Annotated in this window: 16 protein-coding genes; 6 read left to right on the top strand and 10 right to left on the bottom strand. The window is 65.6% G+C overall.

What is annotated here, in order from left to right:
- Window positions 1–92: 92 nt before the first annotated feature.
- Window positions 93–1,616: a CoA-acylating methylmalonate-semialdehyde dehydrogenase gene (locus BLV92_RS01140; RefSeq protein WP_090541495.1), complete on the bottom strand. Its 1,524-nt coding sequence runs from the start codon at window positions 1,614–1,616 to the stop codon at window positions 93–95.
- A gap of 171 nt (window positions 1,617–1,787) precedes the next feature.
- Here BLV92_RS01140 and BLV92_RS01135 point away from each other — a divergent pair, with 171 nt between their 5' ends.
- Window positions 1,788–2,687, top strand: a complete 900-nt coding sequence (locus BLV92_RS01135) for a LysR family transcriptional regulator (RefSeq protein ID WP_090541493.1) — start codon at window positions 1,788–1,790, stop codon at window positions 2,685–2,687.
- A 149-nt stretch (window positions 2,688–2,836) separates the two neighbouring features.
- The gene (locus tag BLV92_RS01130; RefSeq protein WP_090541491.1) at window positions 2,837–3,358 is read left to right on the top strand and encodes a class IV adenylate cyclase; all 522 of its coding nucleotides are present in this window, start codon (window positions 2,837–2,839) and stop codon (window positions 3,356–3,358) included.
- Between the two features lie 16 nt (window positions 3,359–3,374).
- Here BLV92_RS01130 and BLV92_RS01125 read toward each other — a convergent pair whose 3' ends face one another.
- Window positions 3,375–3,866, bottom strand: a complete 492-nt coding sequence (locus BLV92_RS01125) for an Lrp/AsnC family transcriptional regulator (RefSeq protein ID WP_090541489.1) — start codon at window positions 3,864–3,866, stop codon at window positions 3,375–3,377.
- 249 nt (window positions 3,867–4,115) lie between these two features.
- Between BLV92_RS01125 and BLV92_RS01120 the strand changes: the two genes are divergently transcribed.
- Window positions 4,116–4,460, top strand: coding sequence for a 4a-hydroxytetrahydrobiopterin dehydratase (locus BLV92_RS01120; protein ID WP_256216045.1), 345 nt, complete (start codon window positions 4,116–4,118; stop codon window positions 4,458–4,460).
- 70 nt (window positions 4,461–4,530) lie between these two features.
- Here BLV92_RS01120 and BLV92_RS01115 read toward each other — a convergent pair whose 3' ends face one another.
- On the bottom strand, window positions 4,531–4,761 hold the full coding sequence (locus BLV92_RS01115) for a DUF3717 domain-containing protein (protein ID WP_090541485.1): 231 nt from the start codon (window positions 4,759–4,761) through the stop codon (window positions 4,531–4,533).
- Between the two features lie 78 nt (window positions 4,762–4,839).
- Here BLV92_RS01115 and BLV92_RS01110 point away from each other — a divergent pair, with 78 nt between their 5' ends.
- Together BLV92_RS01110 and BLV92_RS01105 are read left to right on the top strand one after the other, a co-directional pair.
- Complete coding sequence (locus BLV92_RS01110) at window positions 4,840–5,526, top strand: response regulator transcription factor (RefSeq protein ID WP_017772270.1); 687 nt, start codon at window positions 4,840–4,842, stop codon at window positions 5,524–5,526.
- Window positions 5,527–5,791: 265 nt separating this feature from the next.
- A complete protein-coding gene (locus BLV92_RS01105; RefSeq protein ID WP_090541483.1) occupies window positions 5,792–7,312 on the top strand; it encodes a sensor histidine kinase in 1,521 nt (506 codons plus the stop codon).
- A gap of 86 nt (window positions 7,313–7,398) precedes the next feature.
- Here BLV92_RS01105 and BLV92_RS01100 read toward each other — a convergent pair whose 3' ends face one another.
- The 7 genes from BLV92_RS01100 to mnmC form a co-directional block, all read right to left on the bottom strand.
- On the bottom strand, window positions 7,399–7,944 hold the full coding sequence (locus BLV92_RS01100) for an SET domain-containing protein (protein WP_090541481.1): 546 nt from the start codon (window positions 7,942–7,944) through the stop codon (window positions 7,399–7,401).
- 258 nt (window positions 7,945–8,202) lie between these two features.
- Window positions 8,203–9,315, bottom strand: coding sequence for an NADH:flavin oxidoreductase/NADH oxidase (locus BLV92_RS01095; protein WP_090541479.1), 1,113 nt, complete (start codon window positions 9,313–9,315; stop codon window positions 8,203–8,205).
- Between the two features lie 104 nt (window positions 9,316–9,419).
- Complete coding sequence (locus BLV92_RS01090) at window positions 9,420–10,145, bottom strand: glutamine amidotransferase (protein ID WP_090541477.1); 726 nt, start codon at window positions 10,143–10,145, stop codon at window positions 9,420–9,422.
- Window positions 10,146–10,274: 129 nt separating this feature from the next.
- The gene (locus BLV92_RS01085) at window positions 10,275–10,919 is read right to left on the bottom strand and encodes a MarR family winged helix-turn-helix transcriptional regulator (RefSeq protein WP_090541475.1); all 645 of its coding nucleotides are present in this window, start codon (window positions 10,917–10,919) and stop codon (window positions 10,275–10,277) included.
- A 718-nt stretch (window positions 10,920–11,637) separates the two neighbouring features.
- A complete protein-coding gene (locus BLV92_RS01080) occupies window positions 11,638–12,753 on the bottom strand; it encodes a YbdK family carboxylate-amine ligase (protein WP_090541473.1) in 1,116 nt (371 codons plus the stop codon).
- 355 nt (window positions 12,754–13,108) lie between these two features.
- On the bottom strand, window positions 13,109–14,314 hold the full coding sequence (locus tag BLV92_RS01075) for a cation:proton antiporter (protein WP_090541471.1): 1,206 nt from the start codon (window positions 14,312–14,314) through the stop codon (window positions 13,109–13,111).
- An 846-nt stretch (window positions 14,315–15,160) separates the two neighbouring features.
- Window positions 15,161–17,122 carry a bifunctional tRNA (5-methylaminomethyl-2-thiouridine)(34)-methyltransferase MnmC2/FAD-dependent 5-carboxymethylaminomethyl-2-thiouridine(34) oxidoreductase MnmC1 gene (gene mnmC / locus BLV92_RS01070; RefSeq protein WP_090541469.1) on the bottom strand — a complete coding sequence of 654 codons (1,962 nt, stop codon included), beginning with the start codon at window positions 17,120–17,122 and terminating at the stop codon, window positions 15,161–15,163.
- A 276-nt stretch (window positions 17,123–17,398) separates the two neighbouring features.
- On the opposite strand from mnmC, the gene BLV92_RS01065 reads away from it, so the two are divergent.
- Entirely contained in the window at window positions 17,399–17,812 is a 414-nt protein-coding gene (locus tag BLV92_RS01065; RefSeq protein ID WP_166676665.1) for an HU family DNA-binding protein, read from the top strand.
- Window positions 17,813–17,920 lie beyond the last annotated feature (108 nt).

The following is a 17,920-nucleotide window of genomic DNA, read 5'->3' as shown; positions in this document are numbered from 1 at the left end:
GCAAAACTGTCGCTTCAGCGCTTACTCCCATCCCATGCAATGCCGAATCCGTTTTCTTTTCGTTGTGATCCGTTTGCGTTGAGCAAGCGCGCCTACTTCGCCACCGGCATCGTAAACTCCGCGCCCTTCGCGATGCTGTCCGGCCAGCGCTGCATGATGCTCTTGTAGCGCGTATAGAAACGCACGCCTTCCTCACCATAAGCATGATGGTCGCCGAACAGCGACCGCTTCCAGCCGCCGAACGAATGCCACGCCATCGGCACCGGAATCGGCACGTTGATGCCGACCATGCCGACCTTGATCTGCCGCGAGAACGCGCGCGCGACGCCGCCGTCCGACGTGAAGCACGACACGCCGTTCGCGAACTCGTGCGCGTTGATCAGTTCGACCGCGCTCGCGAAGTCCGGCACGCGCACGACGCACAACACCGGCCCGAAAATCTCTTCGCGGTAGATCGTCATGTCGGTCTGCACGTCGTCGAACAGCGTGCCGCCGATGAAGAACCCATCCTCGTGTCCTTCGACGCGATGCGAGCGGCCATCGACGACCAGCTTCGCACCCGCCGCGATGCCCGCGTCGATGTAGCCCGTCACCTTCGCGCGATGCGCGGCCGTCACGAGCGGACCCATCTCCGATTCGTCGTCCATCCCGTTGCCGATCTTCAGCGCCTTCACGCGCGGCGTCAGGCGCTCGATCAGTTCGTCCGCGACGTGGCCGACCGCGACCGCGACCGAGATCGCCATGCAGCGCTCGCCGGCCGAGCCGTATGCCGCGCCGATCAGCGCATCGACCGCCTGGTCGAGATCGGCGTCCGGCATCACGACCAGATGATTCTTCGCGCCGCCCAGCGCCTGCACGCGCTTGCCGTGTTTCGTGCCTTCCGTGTAGATGTATTCGGCGATCGGCGTCGAGCCGACGAACGACAGCGCCGCCACGTCCGGATGCACGAGCAGCGCATCGACCGCGACCTTGTCGCCGTGCACGACGTTGAACACGCCGTCCGGCAGGCCCGCTTCCTTCAGCAGTTCCGCGACCCGCAGCGACGCGGACGGATCGCGCTCCGACGGCTTCAGCACGAACGTGTTCCCGCACGCGAGCGCGACCGGGAACATCCAGCACGGCACCATCATCGGGAAGTTGAACGGCGTGATGCCCGCGACGACGCCGAGCGGCTGCCGCAGGTTCCAGTTGTCGATGCCGCCGCCGATCTGGTCGGTGAAGTCGGTCTTCAGCAGGTTCGGAATCCCGCACGCGAACTCGACCACCTCGATCCCGCGCATCACCTCGCCCTTCGCGTCGGAGAACACCTTGCCGTGTTCGCGCGTGATCAGTTCGGCAAGTTCGTCGTGATGCTGGTCGAGCAGGTCCTTGAACTTGAACAGGATGCGCGCGCGCTTGAGCGGCGCCATCTCGCTCCACGCGGGAAATGCGGCGTTCGCGGCGGCAACCGCCGCATCGACTTCCGCGACCGTCGCGAGCGGCACGCGCGCGGTCACGCTGCCGAGCGCCGGGTTGAACACGTCGCCGTAACGGTCGCTGGTGCCGTCGAGCGGCTTGCCGTTGATGTAATGCGTGAGCGTGCCAACGCCCGCTTCGCTCCGATGTGTCTCGCCCATGTTTCAGCCTCGTCGTTTAACTGGATTGGATCGATCGATGCGCCGGCGTCGTCGCGACGACGCGCGCCGCCCGCCGCACCGGCCTGAATACAGGCTAGCGTAATCTCCAACGCGCGGCGCGATCCAATGATTAATGCTGAACTGAGATATAAGGCGAGTTAATATCAGCGAATGGACCTGACCTTGCTCCGCGCTTTCGTCACGGTCGCGCACGAAGGGAATCTGACGCGCGCGGCCGCGCAACTGCATCTGACGCAGCCCGCCGTGAGCCTGCAGATCAAGCATCTGCACGAGACGCTCGGCGTGACGCTGTTCACGCGCACGTCCCACGGGCTCGTGCTGACCCGCGACGGCCAGGCGCTGCTGCCGCACGCGGAACGCGCGCTCGCGGCGGCGACCGACGTGCAGCGCGCGGCGGCGACGCTGCGGCACGAGGTGCGCGGCCGGCTGCGGATCGGCACGATCCTCGACCCCGCGTTCCTGCGGCTCGGCGGCTTCCTGCGGCAGATGGTCGAGACGTGGCCGCAGATCGAGACCGCGCTGCGGCACGGGATGTCCGGCTGGGTGCTCGAACAGGTGCGCGCGCGCGAACTGGACGTCGGTTACTACATCGGCCAGCCGGCGCTCGACGGCACCCGCGACGGCGCGGCGTTCCACACGCTGACGCTCACGCAGTTCCAGTACCGCGTGCTCGCGCCGGCCGGCTGGAAAGACCGCGTGAAGGGCGCGCGCGACTGGAAGTCGCTCGCCGCGCTGCCGTGGATCTGGACGCCGCCCGCGTCCGCGCACAACCGGCTGCTGTCGCACGAGTTCGAGGCGGCGAACGTGAAGCCGGTGAAGGTCGCGGAGGTCGATCAGGAGCCGTCGATGCTCGACCTCGTGAAGTCCGGCGTGGGCCTCACGCTCGCGCGCGACGCGACCGCGATCGCGGAGGCGCACGCGCACGCGCTGACGATCGTCGAAGGCGTGACGGTGCCGACCGAACTGACGTTCGTCACGCTCGCCGCGCGCCAGGACGAGCCGACGATCGCCGCCGCGCTGAAGGCGATCGATCTGCAATGGGCGATATGAGCATCGCTGATGAAGCCGCGCGACGGTTTGCACAACGGTTTGCGCACCCCGCGTAACGTCACGGTCATGCAGGTTTTGCTAGATTCGGGGTTCGCCGTGCGCGCCGATGCGGCACGGCGTTTCGTTCCACCGATCCCGAGGAGACCCGCATGGCCCGTAACATCGAAATCAAAGCCCGTGCGCGCCAGTTCGATGCGCTGCGCGAACGCGCCGCGCAACTCGCGCCGGACGCGCCGCTGATCTTCCGCCAGCAGGACTTCTTCTACGACGTGCCGCGCGGCCGGCTGAAGCTGCGCCAGTTCGACGACGGCACGCCGCCCGAGCTGATCTTCTATCAGCGCGACGACCGCGACGGCCCGAAGGCGTCGTACTACACGCGCAGCCCGGTCAGCAACGCGGAGGCGATGCACTCGCTGCTCGCGACCGCGCTGACGACGCGCGGCATCGTCTCGAAGGAACGGCACGTGTATCTGACCGGACGCACGCGGATCCACCTCGACCGCGTGGACGGCTTGGGCGACTTCGTGGAACTGGAAGTGGTGCTCGGCCCGGACGACGACGAAGCGGGCGGCGAAGCCGAAGCGCATGCGGTGTTCGCAAAGCTCGGCGTGGACGAGGCGGATCTCGTCGCGGTCGCCTATGTGGACCTGCTGAACGCCGCGACGGTGTGAACGCGGCGCGGACGCGTCACGGCTGCGGCGCGTCCGGCTTCAGATGATCGAGCGGCAGCGGGCCGTTGCGCTTGAACGTGGTCAGCACGATGTTCGAGCGCACGCTGTCGACGCCCGGCACGCGCATCAGCCGCTTCATCACGAACGACGACAGCGCGTTCAGGTCCGGCGCGACGATCCGCAGCATGTAGTCGGCGTCGCCGACGACCGCATGGCATTCCAGCACTTCGGGCAACGCGTCGATCTGCTGCTGGAACTGCTCGATCACCGAATCGCCGTGATGCTTGAGCTTCAGGCTCGTGAACGCGGTCACGCCAAGGCCGAGCTTCTCGGGCCGCAGCACGACGCGATAACCGTCGATCACGCCCGATGCTTCGAGCCGCTGCAGCCGCCGCCCGATCTGCGACGGCGACAGCGGCACCTGCTCGCCGAGTTGCTGATGGGTGGCGCGGCCGAAACGCTGCAGCACGTCGAGAAGCGCAAGATCGAAGTGATCGAGTTCGAGCATGAACGATCTTAGTAGAAGGGGGCGGTAGGGACGCACGATTATTTCACAGCCGCGCGCCCGGTTCCGGATTGCCGCAGGTTCACGTACGCGCGCGCGAGAACTGCGTCGCATCGCGCCCGTTCGCTGCGCGCAGCCGCCGCTTCGCACGGCCGCGCCATCCGTGGAACAATGGCCGATTGACTCCCGCCGTCGCCGCGGCGCCCAACGTGTTGCCGCTATCCACAGACAGGGATTCGACACGCGCGCCGACTGGCAACGCGGGCGCCGGACAGACGAAAAGGTGCAACGATGATTACCCGACTGGCTTCCGAAGCGCGCGCGACGCAACTCGCGCAACTGCATGGCTGGCAGGCCGTCGCGGGCCGCGACGCGATCCAGCGTCACTTCGTGTTCGCGGACTTCAACGAGGCGTTCGGCTTCATGACGCGCGTCGCGATCAAGGCGCAGGAAATGGATCACCACCCGCAGTGGTTCAACGTGTACAACCGCGTGGAGATCACGCTGTCGACGCACGAGGCCGACGGACTCACCGGGCGCGACATCGAACTGGCGCGCTTCATCGATTCGATCGCGCCGGCCCTGCTCAGCGTCTGAGCGAAACCATGAAAAGCGTGCTTAAAACGGCTGGTGAAAGCGGAATGCAGGGCTGAACGGCTGCAAACCTTCAGTTCTTGAGGCTGTTCTTAAGGGACACGTAAGACTCCCACGCGACGCGGGCAATCGGCTCCAAACCTTCCGGCGACATGGAGTGCCGACGCTGTACAATCATCAGCGCATACGGCTTGGAGAGCGCATTCGCCTCCCTGCACAACGTGAGTTCGTCGCCGCTCGAAGGCGAGCGGTTGCGCCAGAAATTGATCGCGGCTTCGAGTTCGGTGATCGAAATATCGGACATGTGGATCGTGGTCGTGCAACGCGCGCGTGTGCGAGCTGCTTGCCTGAAACGCTAAACCCATTGTACTTGAGCGAAACCATGCGACTCCTTCTGATCGAAGACGACCGCCCCATCGCACGCGGCATCCAGTCCAGCCTCGAACAAGCCGGCTTCACGGTCGACATGGTCCACGACGGCATCTTCGCCGAACAGGCTCTCACGCAGAACCGCCATGAACTCGTGATCCTCGACCTCGGCCTGCCGGGCATCGACGGGATGACGCTGCTGTCGCGGTTCCGTCAGAGCAACCGCCATACGCCGGTGATCGTGCTCACCGCGCGCGACGAGCTGAACGATCGCGTGCAGGGCCTGAATTCCGGCGCCGACGACTACATGCTGAAGCCGTTCGAACCGGCCGAACTCGAAGCGCGGATTCGCGCCGTGATGCGCCGCAGCGGCCCACATGGCGACGTGCCGCGTCCCGAGGTGTCGCTCGGCGGCGTGCGGCTGTCGGGCGTCGATCGCCGCATCTTCAACGACGACAAGCCGCTCGAACTGTCGCCGCGCGAATTCGCGGTGCTCGAAATGCTGCTGCTGCGCCATGGGCGCGTCGTCAGCAAGGCGCAGTTGCAGGATCACCTGACGCACTTCGGCGGCGATCTCGGCGACACCGCGATCGAAGTCTACGTGCACCGCGTGCGCAAGAAGCTCGAAAACTGCCGCGTCGAGATCGTCACGGTGCGCGGTTTCGGTTATCTGCTGCAAGAAATCCGCCAGGCGTCGTAACGCCGGCGTGAACGAACGCGGACCGCTTCCCCGGCGGTCCGTGCGGGCGAACCCGACCCCCACGCCCGGTCGACGGTCGGGTTCGCCGCCTCACCACGCAGGCCCTCTCTGCAGGCCCTCCCCGCAACGTCCCCCGCCGATTGTCCGTCGATTCGCCGTCGCTGCCGCACTGCGACGCACGCGCGTACAATGCACCGAAGGTAAGCGTTCGCGCCCCGGTCCCCGCGCGGCGCGCCTCCGACGGCTCATTCTTCGTTCACACACCATGTCCTACCCGGCCGCAAACAGTCTGCGCCGCACGCTGCTGCGTCGGCTGGCCGCCCCGCTTTCGCTGCTCGCGCTGATGAGCGGGCTGATCGCGTACTGGCTTGCATGGCAGTACACGCAGCACGTCGTCGATCGCTCCCTCGCGGACCTCGCGACCGCGATCTCGAAGCAGATCCAGATTGCCGGCCCCGATGCGCCGATCACCGTGCCGCCGCTCGCGCAGGCGATGTTCTCCGATCCGGTCGAGCACCTCGTCTACCGGATCAGCAACGGCGAGGACGAGATCGCCGGCGATCACACGCTGCCGCTGCAAGGCACGAACGTGCGCCGGATGCACTACGCCTACGTGTTCGAGACCACGCACCAGGGCGTCGGCGTGCGCGTCGCGCAGGTGCGCGTGCCGCAGCCGACCGGCAATCCGATCGTCGTCGAGGTCGGCCAGCCGGTGCATCACCGGTTCCGCATCGCGGCCGAATTCCTGGTCGCGATCATGATGCCGCTGTTGTTATTGCTGCTCGCCGGATGGGTGATCGTGTGGCGCGTCGTGAACCAGCAGCTGAATCCGCTCACGCATCTCGCGGATTCGCTGAACCGGCAGACGCACACGTCGCTGGAGCCGGTCGACGAAACCTATGTGCCGGTCGAGATCCGGCCGCTGACCGGCGCGCTGAACGCGCTGCTCGGCCGCCTGAAGACGGCGCTGGACGGGCAGCGCAAGTTCATCGCCGATGCCGCGCATCAGCTTCGCACGCCGCTGACCGCGGTGAAGCTGCACGCGGAGCAGGCGGCGAGCGCGCGCGACCCGCAAAAGGTGAGCGCGGCGGTGCGCGAACTGCGCGCGGCCGCCGATCGCGCGGTCCGTCTATCGAACCAGTTGCTGTCGCTCGCGCGCGCGGAGCCGGGCGAGCAGGCGGCCCGCTTCACGGACATCGACATGGCTACGCTCGCGTTCGAGACCGGCGCCGAATGGGTGCCGCGTGCGCTCGCGAGTCACGTCGATCTCGGTTTCCAGCGGCTCGACGCGCCGGAAAACGACCGGCCGCTGACGGTGCGCGGCAACCCGGTGCTGCTGCACGAGGTAATCGCGAACCTGCTCGACAACGCGTTGAAGTATCTGCCGCCCGCGCGGCTCGACGGCGGCCGGATCACGGTGACGGTTTCGCAGGTCGACGTGGACAACGAGCGGATGGCGGAAATCATCGTCGAGGACAACGGCAGCGGCGTGCCGCCCGCGCAGCAGGCGGACCTGTTCAAGCGCTTCTTCCGCGGCGACGGCCAGAGCGATGCGAGCGTGGACGGCGGCGCGGGCCTCGGCCTCGCGATCGTCCACGACATCATGGCGCTGCATCGCGGCAGCGTGCATTACGAGGATGCGCCGGAAGGCGGCGCGCGCTTCATCGTCCGCGTGCCGCTCGCGAGCCGGCAGAAGGTGCGGGTCGTCGTCGGACAGCCGCCGGTCAGCGCAAACGCCGACGCCGAAGCGAAAAAGAACCTGCACAACGCGCCGGTCGATCTGTGATCGACGGATAGCGCGGCACGATCGCGAATCGCGCCGACTCATGACGAAAGGGCCGCAACACGCGGCCCTTTGTCGTTACTGCACGTTCATTTTTTCTTCTTGCTGCTCTTGCTGCTCTTGCTGCTCTTGCTGCTCTTGCCGTCGGCCTTCGCTTTCGTCTTCGCGGCGGCACCCGGCTTCTTCTTCTCCGGCGGCGCGAGCATCGTGCCGCGGCATTTGCGGGCGCCGCACCGGCATTCGTATTCGCGCTTCAGTTTCGCGGTCTGCTTCGCGTCGATCACAAGGCCGTAGTCGTAGAACAGCTCCTCGCCTTCCGCGATGTCGCGCAGCGCGTGCACGTACACGTGGCCGTCGATCTCCTCGGCCTCGCAGTTCGGCGCGCACGAATGGTTGATCCAGCGCGCGCTGTTGCCGTTCACCTTGCCGTCGATCACCTTGCCGCTGTCGAGCGCGAAATAGAACGTGTGATTCGGCTCGTCCGGGTTGTGCGGATGACGCCGCAAGGCTTCCTTCCACGAGATCCGCTCGCCCTTGTATTCGATCAGGCGTGCGCCGGCCTCGATGGGTGCCGCCGCGAACACGCCCTTACCGTGCACGCCCGACTGGCGCACGACGATCCTGCGTCCACTCATTGAATGAATCCTTGTGTAGTACCTGGGGAGAACATCCCGACCACGGATGGATGATGCCCGCCGATGGTTTCGCTCGACACGCCCGGCATCGCGCCGGCCGGTATCGCCATGCCCCATGGCAAAAGCGCGGCGCCTCTACGGCGCCGCGCTTCATGTGACGCCAACCGCGCCACAACCGGCATCGTACACGCTCGCAGCCGCTTCGTTCAACCCGTTATCAGAATGAACGACGCAGATCGAAACGCGCGACGCCTCGCTTCAGCGTTGACCGATCGTGATGTCGCCGAACAGCGCCTTCTGCTCGCGCGGCTGCGAGCGCCAATACTGCGGCGGCGCGCTGACGCTCGCGCCCAGTTGCGCGGCCGCGTGCCACGGCCAGCGCGGGTCGTACAGCATCGCGCGCGCCATCGCGATCATGTCCGCATCGCCGTCGTCGACGATCTGGTTTGCCTGCAACGGATCGGTGATCAGGCCGACCGCGATCGTCGTGAGACCGGTCTCCTGCTTCACCTTGCGCGCGAACGGCACCTGATAGGCGGGCTCGACCGGGATCTTCTGCAACGGCGACACGCCGCCCGACGACACGTCGATCCAGTCCGCGCCGCGCCGCTTCAACTCGTGCGCGAACGCGACGGTGTCGTCCGGCGTCCAGCCGCCTTCGACCCAGTCGGTCGCGGATACGCGCACGCCGACCGGCCGGTCAGCGGGAAACGCCGCGCGCACGATGTCGAAAATTTCGAGCGGAAAGCGCATGCGGTTTTCACGCGAGCCGCCGTATTCGTCGGTGCGCTGATTCGCGACCGGCGACAGGAACTCGTGCAGCAGATAACCGTGCGCCGCATGCACTTCGATCGCGTCGATGCCGAGCCGCGCCGCCCGCCGCGTGGTCGCCGCGAACGCTTCGCGGATCCGGTTGAGGCCGGCCGCGTCGAGCGCGAGCGGCGGCGTTTCGTCGTCCTTGTGCGGCAGTGCCGACGGCGCGTGCGGCAACCATCCGCCTTCGGATACCGGAATCAACTGGCCGCCTTCCCACGGCACGTGGCTCGACGCCTTGCGGCCCGCATGCGAGATCTGCATCGCGACGCGGATCGGCGAATAACGGCGGATCGTTTCGAGCACCGGCTTCAACGCGTTCTCGGTCACGTCGTCCCACAGGCCGAGGTCGCCTGGCGTGATGCGGCCGTCGGGCTCGACGGCGGTTGCCTCGATGCACAGCATCCCCGCGCCCGACAGCGCGAGATGGCCGAGATGGATCATGTGCCAGTCGGTCGCTTCGCCGCGTTGCGCGGAATACTGGCACATCGGCGACACGACGATGCGATTGGCGAGCGTCAGCCCACGCAGCGCGAGTGGTGTGAATAGCTTGCTCATCGGAGGAATCCCCAGCAGATCAACGGAGCGTTCGAGAATAGCACGCGACTTTTACCGTTGCTGCGCGCATCGCGTGCATCGTTACGCACGCGATACGCGGGGCTTCAGGGCTGCGCGGCGCCCTTCGCATCGACAGCGTCGAGCCAGTCGCCGAACGCGCGGCTCGCGGCCGCTTCGAGCGCGGGACCGAAGCGCGCGGTATCGGCGCGCAGCGCATTGACGTCCACGCCGGCCGAATCGATTTCGGACGCATGGCCGATTAACCATGGTTCGAAACGATCCGCACGAATCTCGGGATGACATTGCAGCGCGAGCACATGATCGCCCCACGCAAACGCCTGGTTCTCGCAGACCGGCGTTGATGCGAGCCGCGTCGCGCCTTGCGGCAGATCGAACGTGTCGCCGTGCCAGTGCAGCATCGACGTGTGCGCGCCGTCCAGATGCCGCAACGGCGAAACATGCCCGGCGGGGGTCAGCGTGAGCGGCGTCCAGCCGATCTCGCGTTGCGCGGCGGGAAACACGCGCGCGCCGAGCACGCGCGCGATCAGTTGTGCGCCGAGACAGATGCCGAGCGTCGGCAGTCCGGCCGCGATGCGCTTCTCGATCATCGCGGCCAGCGGCGCGAGCGTCGGATAACGCGCGTCGTCGCATGCGTTGATCGGGCCGCCGAGAATCACCAGCAGCGACGCGGACACCGGATTCGGCGCATCGATCCGCGCGAAGCCGACATCGAGATAACGCACCGGGCGACCGCGCTCGCCGAGCACCTTCTCCAGGCTGCCCAGGTCTTCGAAATGCACGTGGCGGATGGCCAGGACTTCACGATTCATCGGCAATTTCCCGGGCCGGCTAACACGGCAAAGGCTAACGCGGCAAAAAAAGCGCGCCGCCAGGCGGCGCGACGTTCGTCGGCGCCGGGGCCGCGATCATCGCGGCCGCCGGATGCTTCAGCCCCGCTTTCAGCCTTGCTGCGAGAAGATCTTCCAGTTCTTCTTCTGCGTCGCGGCATCCGCCCGTTCGTACACCGAGCAGTCGAGCCGCACGTCGGTGTCGGCCATCGTGATGCCGAGCAGTTCGCAGCGATGCGGCGTTTTCTTCGGCGTCTTGCTCGCCTCGAAGTGCGTGCACGTGAGGCACATCCGGTGCGCCGGAATCTGCTCCTGCACTTCGAGCTGATAGACGGTCTTCAGCAGCGTGCGATAGAACACCGATTGTTCTTCGCCGCGCAGCGTGCCGACCGCCTTCGCGAGAAAGTCCGGCCATTGCGCGGCGCGCTTCGCCGCGGTGCGACCGCGTGCGGTCAGCCGGACTGCGAGTGCGCGACCGTCGTCGAGCGCACGGCGCTTTTCGACGAGTCCTTTGGTTTCGAGCGTGCTCACCGCATCGCTCGTCGTTGCCGCAGTCAACGCAGTTTCCCGCGCGATTTCCCCTAGACGCATCGGCCCTTTACGCTGCATCAGCAGCACCAGGATTTCTCCCTGGGTCGGCGTGAGCCCTGCCCCCTCGGCCCAATCCCACGCCTGGCTTCGCATTGCCGTGCTCAGCCGCAGCAGGCTATGGGTCACCCGCCCGGCCGCCTGCTCTCCGTATACGCCTTCGCTCATAGTCTTTCGCTGGTTATTGACAGCTCTCGCTGCATCGTCGTCAGCCGCCGGTCCGGCCGACAGCCTGTATGAATATTCCGCTTCGGTTTTCCGAATGCCCTGTCGTCTCTCGAAATATATCGGCTTTGCGCGCCCAGGTTTTTAGCCCGATTGCACGCTTCGCGTAGTCGCTGCTTTGCCCACCGCAATGGTCGATAGCATTGTTTCAGCCGGTAAGCCGACGCGACGAACCGACATTCTATGCGAGAGCGCCGAATCGCACAGCTAACTTATCCAGCTCGAATTGTGGATAACCCGTTGATAAGGACGCTAATGGTATGTGGGTGGATTCTTGATAACGCGCAATCCGGACACGTCCTATTTTGGTTTTATCCCGGGAACGCAATCGTTTTACCGAATCGGTGCGCAGGGTTGCCGTTTTCGCAGTGCGTTGACTTTGCTACGAAAAACAAGGTTACCCACAGTTTCCGTCAATGCTTGTTAACTACTACCACGTATGTATACGTAAACATCAAACCCATGAAACCTTTGTCACCCGAGCGACAAAGAAAAAATTTTTGACGATCGTGCGATGTGTTGCATTCGTGCGATCGAATCACCCGGCCAAAAATACAGAAGGCGGCCTCAAGCCGCCTTCGATCACCATACGAATTATCGAAAACCCGAACGCGCAGTCAGTCAGTTTCGCGCGCATCCAATCATTTAGCTTTCATGCACATCAGGCGCGCCAGCGCAGGCACTGCTGGCGAACGGCTTCATGCAGCGAACGCTCCTCCGTGACCACTTCCCGTAGCCATGTCGCGTCGTTCATCTGATTGCGCGCGATCGTGCCGATCTCGGTCAACGCGCGCGTCGAGCCGAGTGCGTCGCCGTGCGGCGCGATCTGTTCGAGCGTGTCGAGGATGTCCTCGGAAATCGTGCGGCGCTCATTCGTCTGCGGATTCACGCAGGTGCCCGCGAGTCCGAAGCGGCACGCCTGGAACCGGTTGAACGTGTACACGAGGTAGTCGTCCTCCAGTGGAGTGACCGGCCGGTCGATCAGCAAATGACGCGCGAGCGTCTGGATGTAGCACGCGATCGCCGCCGCGCGTTCGACCGACAGCGGCGTGTCCATCACGCGCACCTCGATCGTGCCGAAGCCGGGCTTCGGCCGGATGTCCCAGTAGAAGTCTTTCATGCTGTTGACGACGCCGGTGTGGACCATCTTCGAGAAATAGTCCTTGAAGCCGTCCCACGTGAGCACGAACGGCGCGCGGCCCGACAGCGGAAACGCGAACACCGAGTTCAGGCGCGCCGAATGGAAGCCGGTGTCGACGCCCTGCACGTACGGCGACGACGCCGACAGCGCGATGAAGTGCGGAATGAAGCGCGACAGCGAATGCAGCAGGAACAGTGCGCTGTCCGGGTCCGGGCAGCCGATGTGCACGTGCTGGCCGAACACGGTGAACTGCTTCGCGAGGTAGCCGTACAGTTCGGAGAGGTACTGGAAGCGCGGCGTATCGACGATGCGCCGCTCGCTCCACTGCTGGAACGCGTGCGTGCCGCCGCCGCACAGCCCCACGTTCAGCCGGTCCGCTGCGGCGACCAGCGTGTCGCGGATCTTGCGCAGGTCGGCGACCGCCTGCTCGTGTGTCGTGCAGATGCCGGTGGACAGCTCGATCATGCTTTCGGTGATTTCCGGCGTGATGTTGCCGGGTATCTCCTGGTCCTTTACGAGCCGCATCAGGTCGCTGCCGGCCTTGGTCAGATCGTAGTCGTGCGTGTTCACGATCTGCATTTCGAGTTCGATTCCGAATGTAAACGGTTTCGAATCGACAAACGGTTCGAGTGACATGTCGGTTTCCTGTGTGTCGACCGGAGTTGGCGCTTTAGCGCCTACTCCGGTCCCATGCAAAGCGGTCGACCGGAGTTGGCGCTTTAGCGCCTACTCCGGTCCCATGCAAAGCGGTCGATCGGAGTTGGCGCTTCAGCGCCTACTCCGATCCCATGCAAAGCGGTCGATCGGAGTTAGCGCTTCAGCGCTTACTCCGATCCCATATGCAAGAAGCAAGATGGTTGCTGTACCAGCCACGCCGCGCGCATCGACACGCGCACAGCGCAGCCCATCGTTTCAATTCAGCCCCACGCGCCCTACCTCGGCACGCAGGCAAAAGCGCCACGCAGCACCGCCGCGCATCCGCCAACGCCCACTACCCCTCCCTCCGCTCACCGACGAGCGCGAGCGACCGGTACACGAGCCACGGCCCGACGACCTGCAGCACGACGATCGAGCACATCACGATCGCGCTCAGTTGCGGATCGAAGTTCGGATAAAGGTCGTAGGTATCGTCGACGAGCAGCAGCGCGAGCGCCGACATCGGCGACAGCGACAGCCCGAGCGCAACCCCCTGCTTCCAGTGCAGCCCGCTCGGCTTCGCGAACGCGAGCACGCCGACCAGCTTCGCGACGAGCCGCGCGACGATCAGCCCGGCCGCCGCGACGCCGCCCGTCACGACGTCGCGCCATTCGAACACGGTCATCGTCAGCACGAACAGCATCACGGTGAGCAGCCAGCCGGCGGTGCCGAAATGCTGCGGCCATAACTGCGGCTTCGCTTCGAGATTCTTCACGATGATGCCGGCGGCCAGCAGGCTCAGGATCGTCGACAGCTTCAGCAGATGCGCGAGCGCGATCGCGAGCAGCACGAGGCCGAACAGCGCGACGAACGAATGCTCGTCCTGCGGACTGAGCCGGCGATAGAACAGCACGCATGCGCGCGCGAGCAGATACGCGAGCACCAGCGAGCCGACGAGCAGATACAGCGGCTGCAGGATCGTCGCGAACACGTTGCCGTAGATCTCCTGGTGCAGCCAGCCGGACGCGAGCTTCACGACGACGACCGCGTACATGCTGTTCAGCGCGGTGAGCGTCAACAGACGCTGCGTGACCTGGCCTTCCGCGCGCAGTTCGGTCTTCAGCTGGATCACCATGGCCGGCGACGTGGCCATCGCGATCGACGCGACGACGAGCGACACCATCACCGACACGTTCAGGAACAGCAGCACCGCGAGCACGAGCACGAACGTGAGCGTCGCCTCCGCGATGCTTGACAGGATCAACCAGGGGTTACGCCGGATCCAGCGCAGGTCGAGCCGGCTGCCGAGCTCGAACAGCAGCAGGCCGAGCGCGACGTCGAGCAGCGGGCGGGCGGCGACCGCGATGTCGCCGTTGATTACACCGAAGCCGGCCGAGCCGGCGATGAGCCCGATCACCGCATAACCGGAAATGCGCGGCACGCGCCACGCCCGATAACACAGCTCGCCGCACAGACCGGCCGCGAGCAGCGCGAGGCCCACCCAGAAAATGCCGTCCGGGTGCAACGGCCAGGCGGGAAAGAACGAAAACGCCGACTTCATCGTGGTGGCTTCTCCTTGGTCCTTGGCGTCGGCGATCCAGCCGCGGCGGCGCTGCGTCGTTGCGCGGGCCGGGCGCGCCGCGTTCGGCGGCGGCCGGGTCGGGGACGGCCTTCAGCCGTCCGGCCGGAACACAACGACGGGAAACAACTGCGCCGGCTCTTGCATTGCGGCGGACAGCCGGTGCGGGTGCGCCTGCGTATGCAAGCGCGAGACCCGCGATGGATGAACGGGTCTCGCCGGCTCCCGAGTATTCAGATTCGGGACGAACGACAACCGTTCCATGGATGCGTCGGCCGTCTGTTGCGGCACGTGACGCGGGAAGAGCAGGGATTGTGCCACAGCTTTTTTACAGTTGTCGGGCGGTTTCGGCGATCCGGTAAATGCGCCCGGCGACGCCCAGACGGACGGAAAAAATGACCGCCGCATCGCGACGGGCCTGATCCGGGTACGTCCGATGCGAGCTGGATGTGACCGCTTCGACGGACGAAGCGCGCTTCGTCGCTTCGCTCCTGTTTGTCCTTTTCGGCTTCTTCTTCGGCCAATGGCGATAGCGTTAGCCTCGGGTTTACGGTTTACCGTATGTATACGTAGTAAGAGTTAACAAAGGGGGCCATTTTCTGTGGATAACCCCGGTTTACCGAAGCAGATCAGCTGTTTACGAAACGCACAACCGCGCGCAAAGCGTGTGCGGGACGAACCCGCTTCTCCTGGTAACTTTTGGGTCGCCTGTGCGGCGCGAGGGGTTACCCCGTTTACGTCCACATCGATTCCACACGGGTTTCACCCGCAATTCCGCCGGTTATTCACAGGTTCGCGTGGATAACCTCGCGCGGTTTTTACACGGGGTTAGATGGTGCGCTGGCGCAGCGCGCGTTGCAGGAAACGCGCGGGATCGACGTGGTCGGCCAGTTCGCGTTCCAGCGGCCACGGCTCGCCTTCGATCTGCGACGCGACCAGTTCCGCGCCGAGCGCGGACCAGACCAGCCCGCGCGATCCATACGCGAACGCGCCATAAAGACCGGGCGCGCGCGGCAGGTCGAGCGGCCACGCGCCGCGAAGCCGTTCGGCGTCGCGTGCGGCCGCCTGCTCGTCGGCGAGCGCGCCGAGCATCGGCAGCCGGTCGCTCGTCACGCAGCGAAACGCGACGCGGCCGGCGGGCGCTTCGCTGCGCGTCGCGTTTAATGCGTCGCGCAGGTCCGGCAGCATCGACGCCACGCGTTCGATGTTCTCGACATGACCGGCATCGCGCACCGCGTCGTCCGCGTCGTCGACTTCGTAGGTCGCGCCGGCGAGCGTGACGCCGTGCGGTCGCGGCACCGCGTAACCGTCGCCGATTACCGGCACGCGCAGGTTCGCGAGCGGACTGTTCGCCACGAGCGTCAACTGGCCGCGCACGATGCGCGTCGGCGCGAATGCGAATGCGCCCACGCGCGCCGCGTCGTGCGCGTTCGCGAACACGACCACTGGCGCACGCGCGATTTCGCGCGCGTGTTCGTCGAACGCGACCCATTCGTCGCCGCTTCGTTCGAGCCGTTCGACGCGCACGCCGAAGCGCGCATCGAGCGCGTCGCCGGCCGCGGCGCACGATGCGCGGCACAACGATGCCGGTTCGATCCAGCCGCCGTGCGGATAGAACCAGCCGTCGTGAGCGACGTCGACGCCGGCGATCTGCCGCGCGTGTTCGCGCGTGACCGGCTGCACATAATCCGATGGATAGCCGAACGAACGAAGTGCGGCCGCGACCGCGCGCGCTTCGTCGTCGGTCGCGAGATGCAGCAGGCCGCCGCTGCCGCGCACCGGCGCGTGACCGCGCGCTTCGAGCGCGGCCCAGCTTTGCAGCGCGTACAGGAACCCGGCGCGCGCGATCCGCGATGCGCTGCTGTCGTCGCGCGAGATCAGCGGATGGAACACGCCGGCCGGATTGCCGGACGCTTCGCGCGCGGGCGCAGCATGACGTTCGATCAACGTCGTGCGCCAGCCGCGCGCGGCGAGCCGCTCGACGATCGCGCAGCCGGCGAGGCCCGCGCCGATCACGATCGCATGGCGGTCGTCCGCCGCGAACGGCAGCGGCGGCTCGTAGCGGCGCACGCGCCAGCGCGGCGCGAAGCGGCCGACGAGCATCGTGTGCTTCGTGCCGAAGCCGTCGACCTTCCGGTATTCGAAGCCGTTCTGTTCGAGCGCGCGCTTCACGTCGCCGGAACTGCTCCACGTCGCGAACGTCGCGTGCTCGCCGGCGACGCGCGCGAGCGCCTTGAACACCGCGGGCGACCACAGGTCCGGATTCTTCGATGGCGCGAAGCCGTCCAGATAAAACGCATCCGCGCGCAGCCACAGCTTCGGCAGCAGATCGGGCGCGTCGCCGAACGCGAGCGTCAACGTCACGCGGCCGCCGTCGAATTCGAGCCGATGCGTGCCGGGCACGAGCATCGGCCAGCGATCGACGAGTTCGCGCGCGAGCGGCGTCAGCGGCGAATCGGCCGTCACCGCATCGAGCACCGCGCGCAGATCGTCGCGCGCGAACGGATGTTTTTCGATCGACACGAAATGCAGCCGCTCGCAGCGAGCGGGATCGTCGCGCCATGCGGACCACGTCGCGAGGAAGTTCACGCCTATTCCGAAGCCGGTTTCCATCACGGTGAAAATCCGGCGGCCGTGCCAGCGTTCGGGCAGTCCGTTGCCGTGCAAAAACACGTAGTGCGACTGCGCGAACGCGCCCGATGCGCTGTGATAGATGTCGCCGTACACCGGCGAAAACGGTGTGCCGTCGTCGCGAAACGCGAGTTCGGCGGGGATCAGGGTGGTGGTCATGAGGAAGGGAATGGCATGGGCGGATCGCTACCGGTAGCCTGAAAGCCCCGCCCGGCGTGGCTTTGCGGCCGGCTGGCGTTGGCAAAAACCAACGCGCTTCTGTAAGAGATTGTCAATCCGGAGGTCGGAACGGAGCCTCGTTCATGACGTCGCGCACTTTCTCCGCCGTTCGGGGCGAAACCCGCTGTAAATCTTCGAAACCCTTGTCGTTATTGGGTTTGCGCTGCGCTATCATAGCAAGCGCCGCACAGGGTAGCGGCAGCACGGACGTCGCGATTGCGTGGACAACCCGCGTCGCGACGCGAATCTCCGGGGCGTACCGGAACCGGCGCTGCTCGACGGCGCGGCACGCGCACGTATAATCGGCGCGTTCGCGCTGTTCGTGTCAACCTAAACCAGAAAGGAACCTTAATGAACAAACAGGAACTGATCGACGCCGTCGCTTCACAGACGGGCGCCAGCAAGGCGCAAACCGGCGAAACGCTGGACACGCTCCTCGAAGTGATCAAGAAGTCCGTGTCGAAGGGTGATGCGGTGCAACTGATCGGCTTCGGCAGCTTTGGTTCGGGCAAGCGCGCGGCACGTACGGGCCGTAACCCGAAGACGGGTGAAACCATCAAGATTCCGGCTGCGAAGACCGTCAAGTTCACGGCTGGCAAGGCGTTCAAGGACGCCGTCAACAAGCGCTGAGCGATTCGCTGCTTTGAGTTGACACCCGCCGCTGGCGGGTTTTTTTTCGTTCGTGCGCTTTGGTGCGCGCTGCCGTTCGCGAGGTTCGCGCGCCATCGATTCGTTGAC

The sequence above is a fragment of the Paraburkholderia caballeronis genome (assembly GCF_900104845.1).
GTDB lineage: Bacteria > Pseudomonadota > Gammaproteobacteria > Burkholderiales > Burkholderiaceae > Paraburkholderia > Paraburkholderia caballeronis.
Note: the sequence above shows the minus strand (reverse complement) of the source record. Positions and strands in the feature narration are given on the sequence as shown.

Coding starts and splice junctions, on each gene's coding strand:
- BLV92_RS01110 (WP_017772270.1), top strand. CDS start 4,840: ATGCGACTCCTTCTGATCGAAGACGACCGCCCCATCGCACGCGGCATC.
- BLV92_RS01095 (WP_090541479.1), bottom strand. CDS start 9,315: ATGAGCAAGCTATTCACACCACTCGCGCTGCGTGGGCTGACGCTCGCC.
- BLV92_RS01135 (WP_090541493.1), top strand. CDS start 1,788: ATGGACCTGACCTTGCTCCGCGCTTTCGTCACGGTCGCGCACGAAGGG.
- BLV92_RS01075 (WP_090541471.1), bottom strand. CDS start 14,314: ATGAAGTCGGCGTTTTCGTTCTTTCCCGCCTGGCCGTTGCACCCGGAC.
- BLV92_RS01090 (WP_090541477.1), bottom strand. CDS start 10,145: ATGAATCGTGAAGTCCTGGCCATCCGCCACGTGCATTTCGAAGACCTG.
- mnmC (WP_090541469.1), bottom strand. CDS start 17,122: ATGACCACCACCCTGATCCCCGCCGAACTCGCGTTTCGCGACGACGGC.
- BLV92_RS01080 (WP_090541473.1), bottom strand. CDS start 12,753: ATGTCACTCGAACCGTTTGTCGATTCGAAACCGTTTACATTCGGAATC.
- BLV92_RS01105 (WP_090541483.1), top strand. CDS start 5,792: ATGTCCTACCCGGCCGCAAACAGTCTGCGCCGCACGCTGCTGCGTCGG.
- BLV92_RS01125 (WP_090541489.1), bottom strand. CDS start 3,866: ATGCTCGAACTCGATCACTTCGATCTTGCGCTTCTCGACGTGCTGCAG.
- BLV92_RS01130 (WP_090541491.1), top strand. CDS start 2,837: ATGGCCCGTAACATCGAAATCAAAGCCCGTGCGCGCCAGTTCGATGCG.
- BLV92_RS01140 (WP_090541495.1), bottom strand. CDS start 1,616: ATGGGCGAGACACATCGGAGCGAAGCGGGCGTTGGCACGCTCACGCAT.
- BLV92_RS01100 (WP_090541481.1), bottom strand. CDS start 7,944: ATGAGTGGACGCAGGATCGTCGTGCGCCAGTCGGGCGTGCACGGTAAG.
- BLV92_RS01085 (WP_090541475.1), bottom strand. CDS start 10,919: ATGAGCGAAGGCGTATACGGAGAGCAGGCGGCCGGGCGGGTGACCCAT.
- BLV92_RS01115 (WP_090541485.1), bottom strand. CDS start 4,761: ATGTCCGATATTTCGATCACCGAACTCGAAGCCGCGATCAATTTCTGG.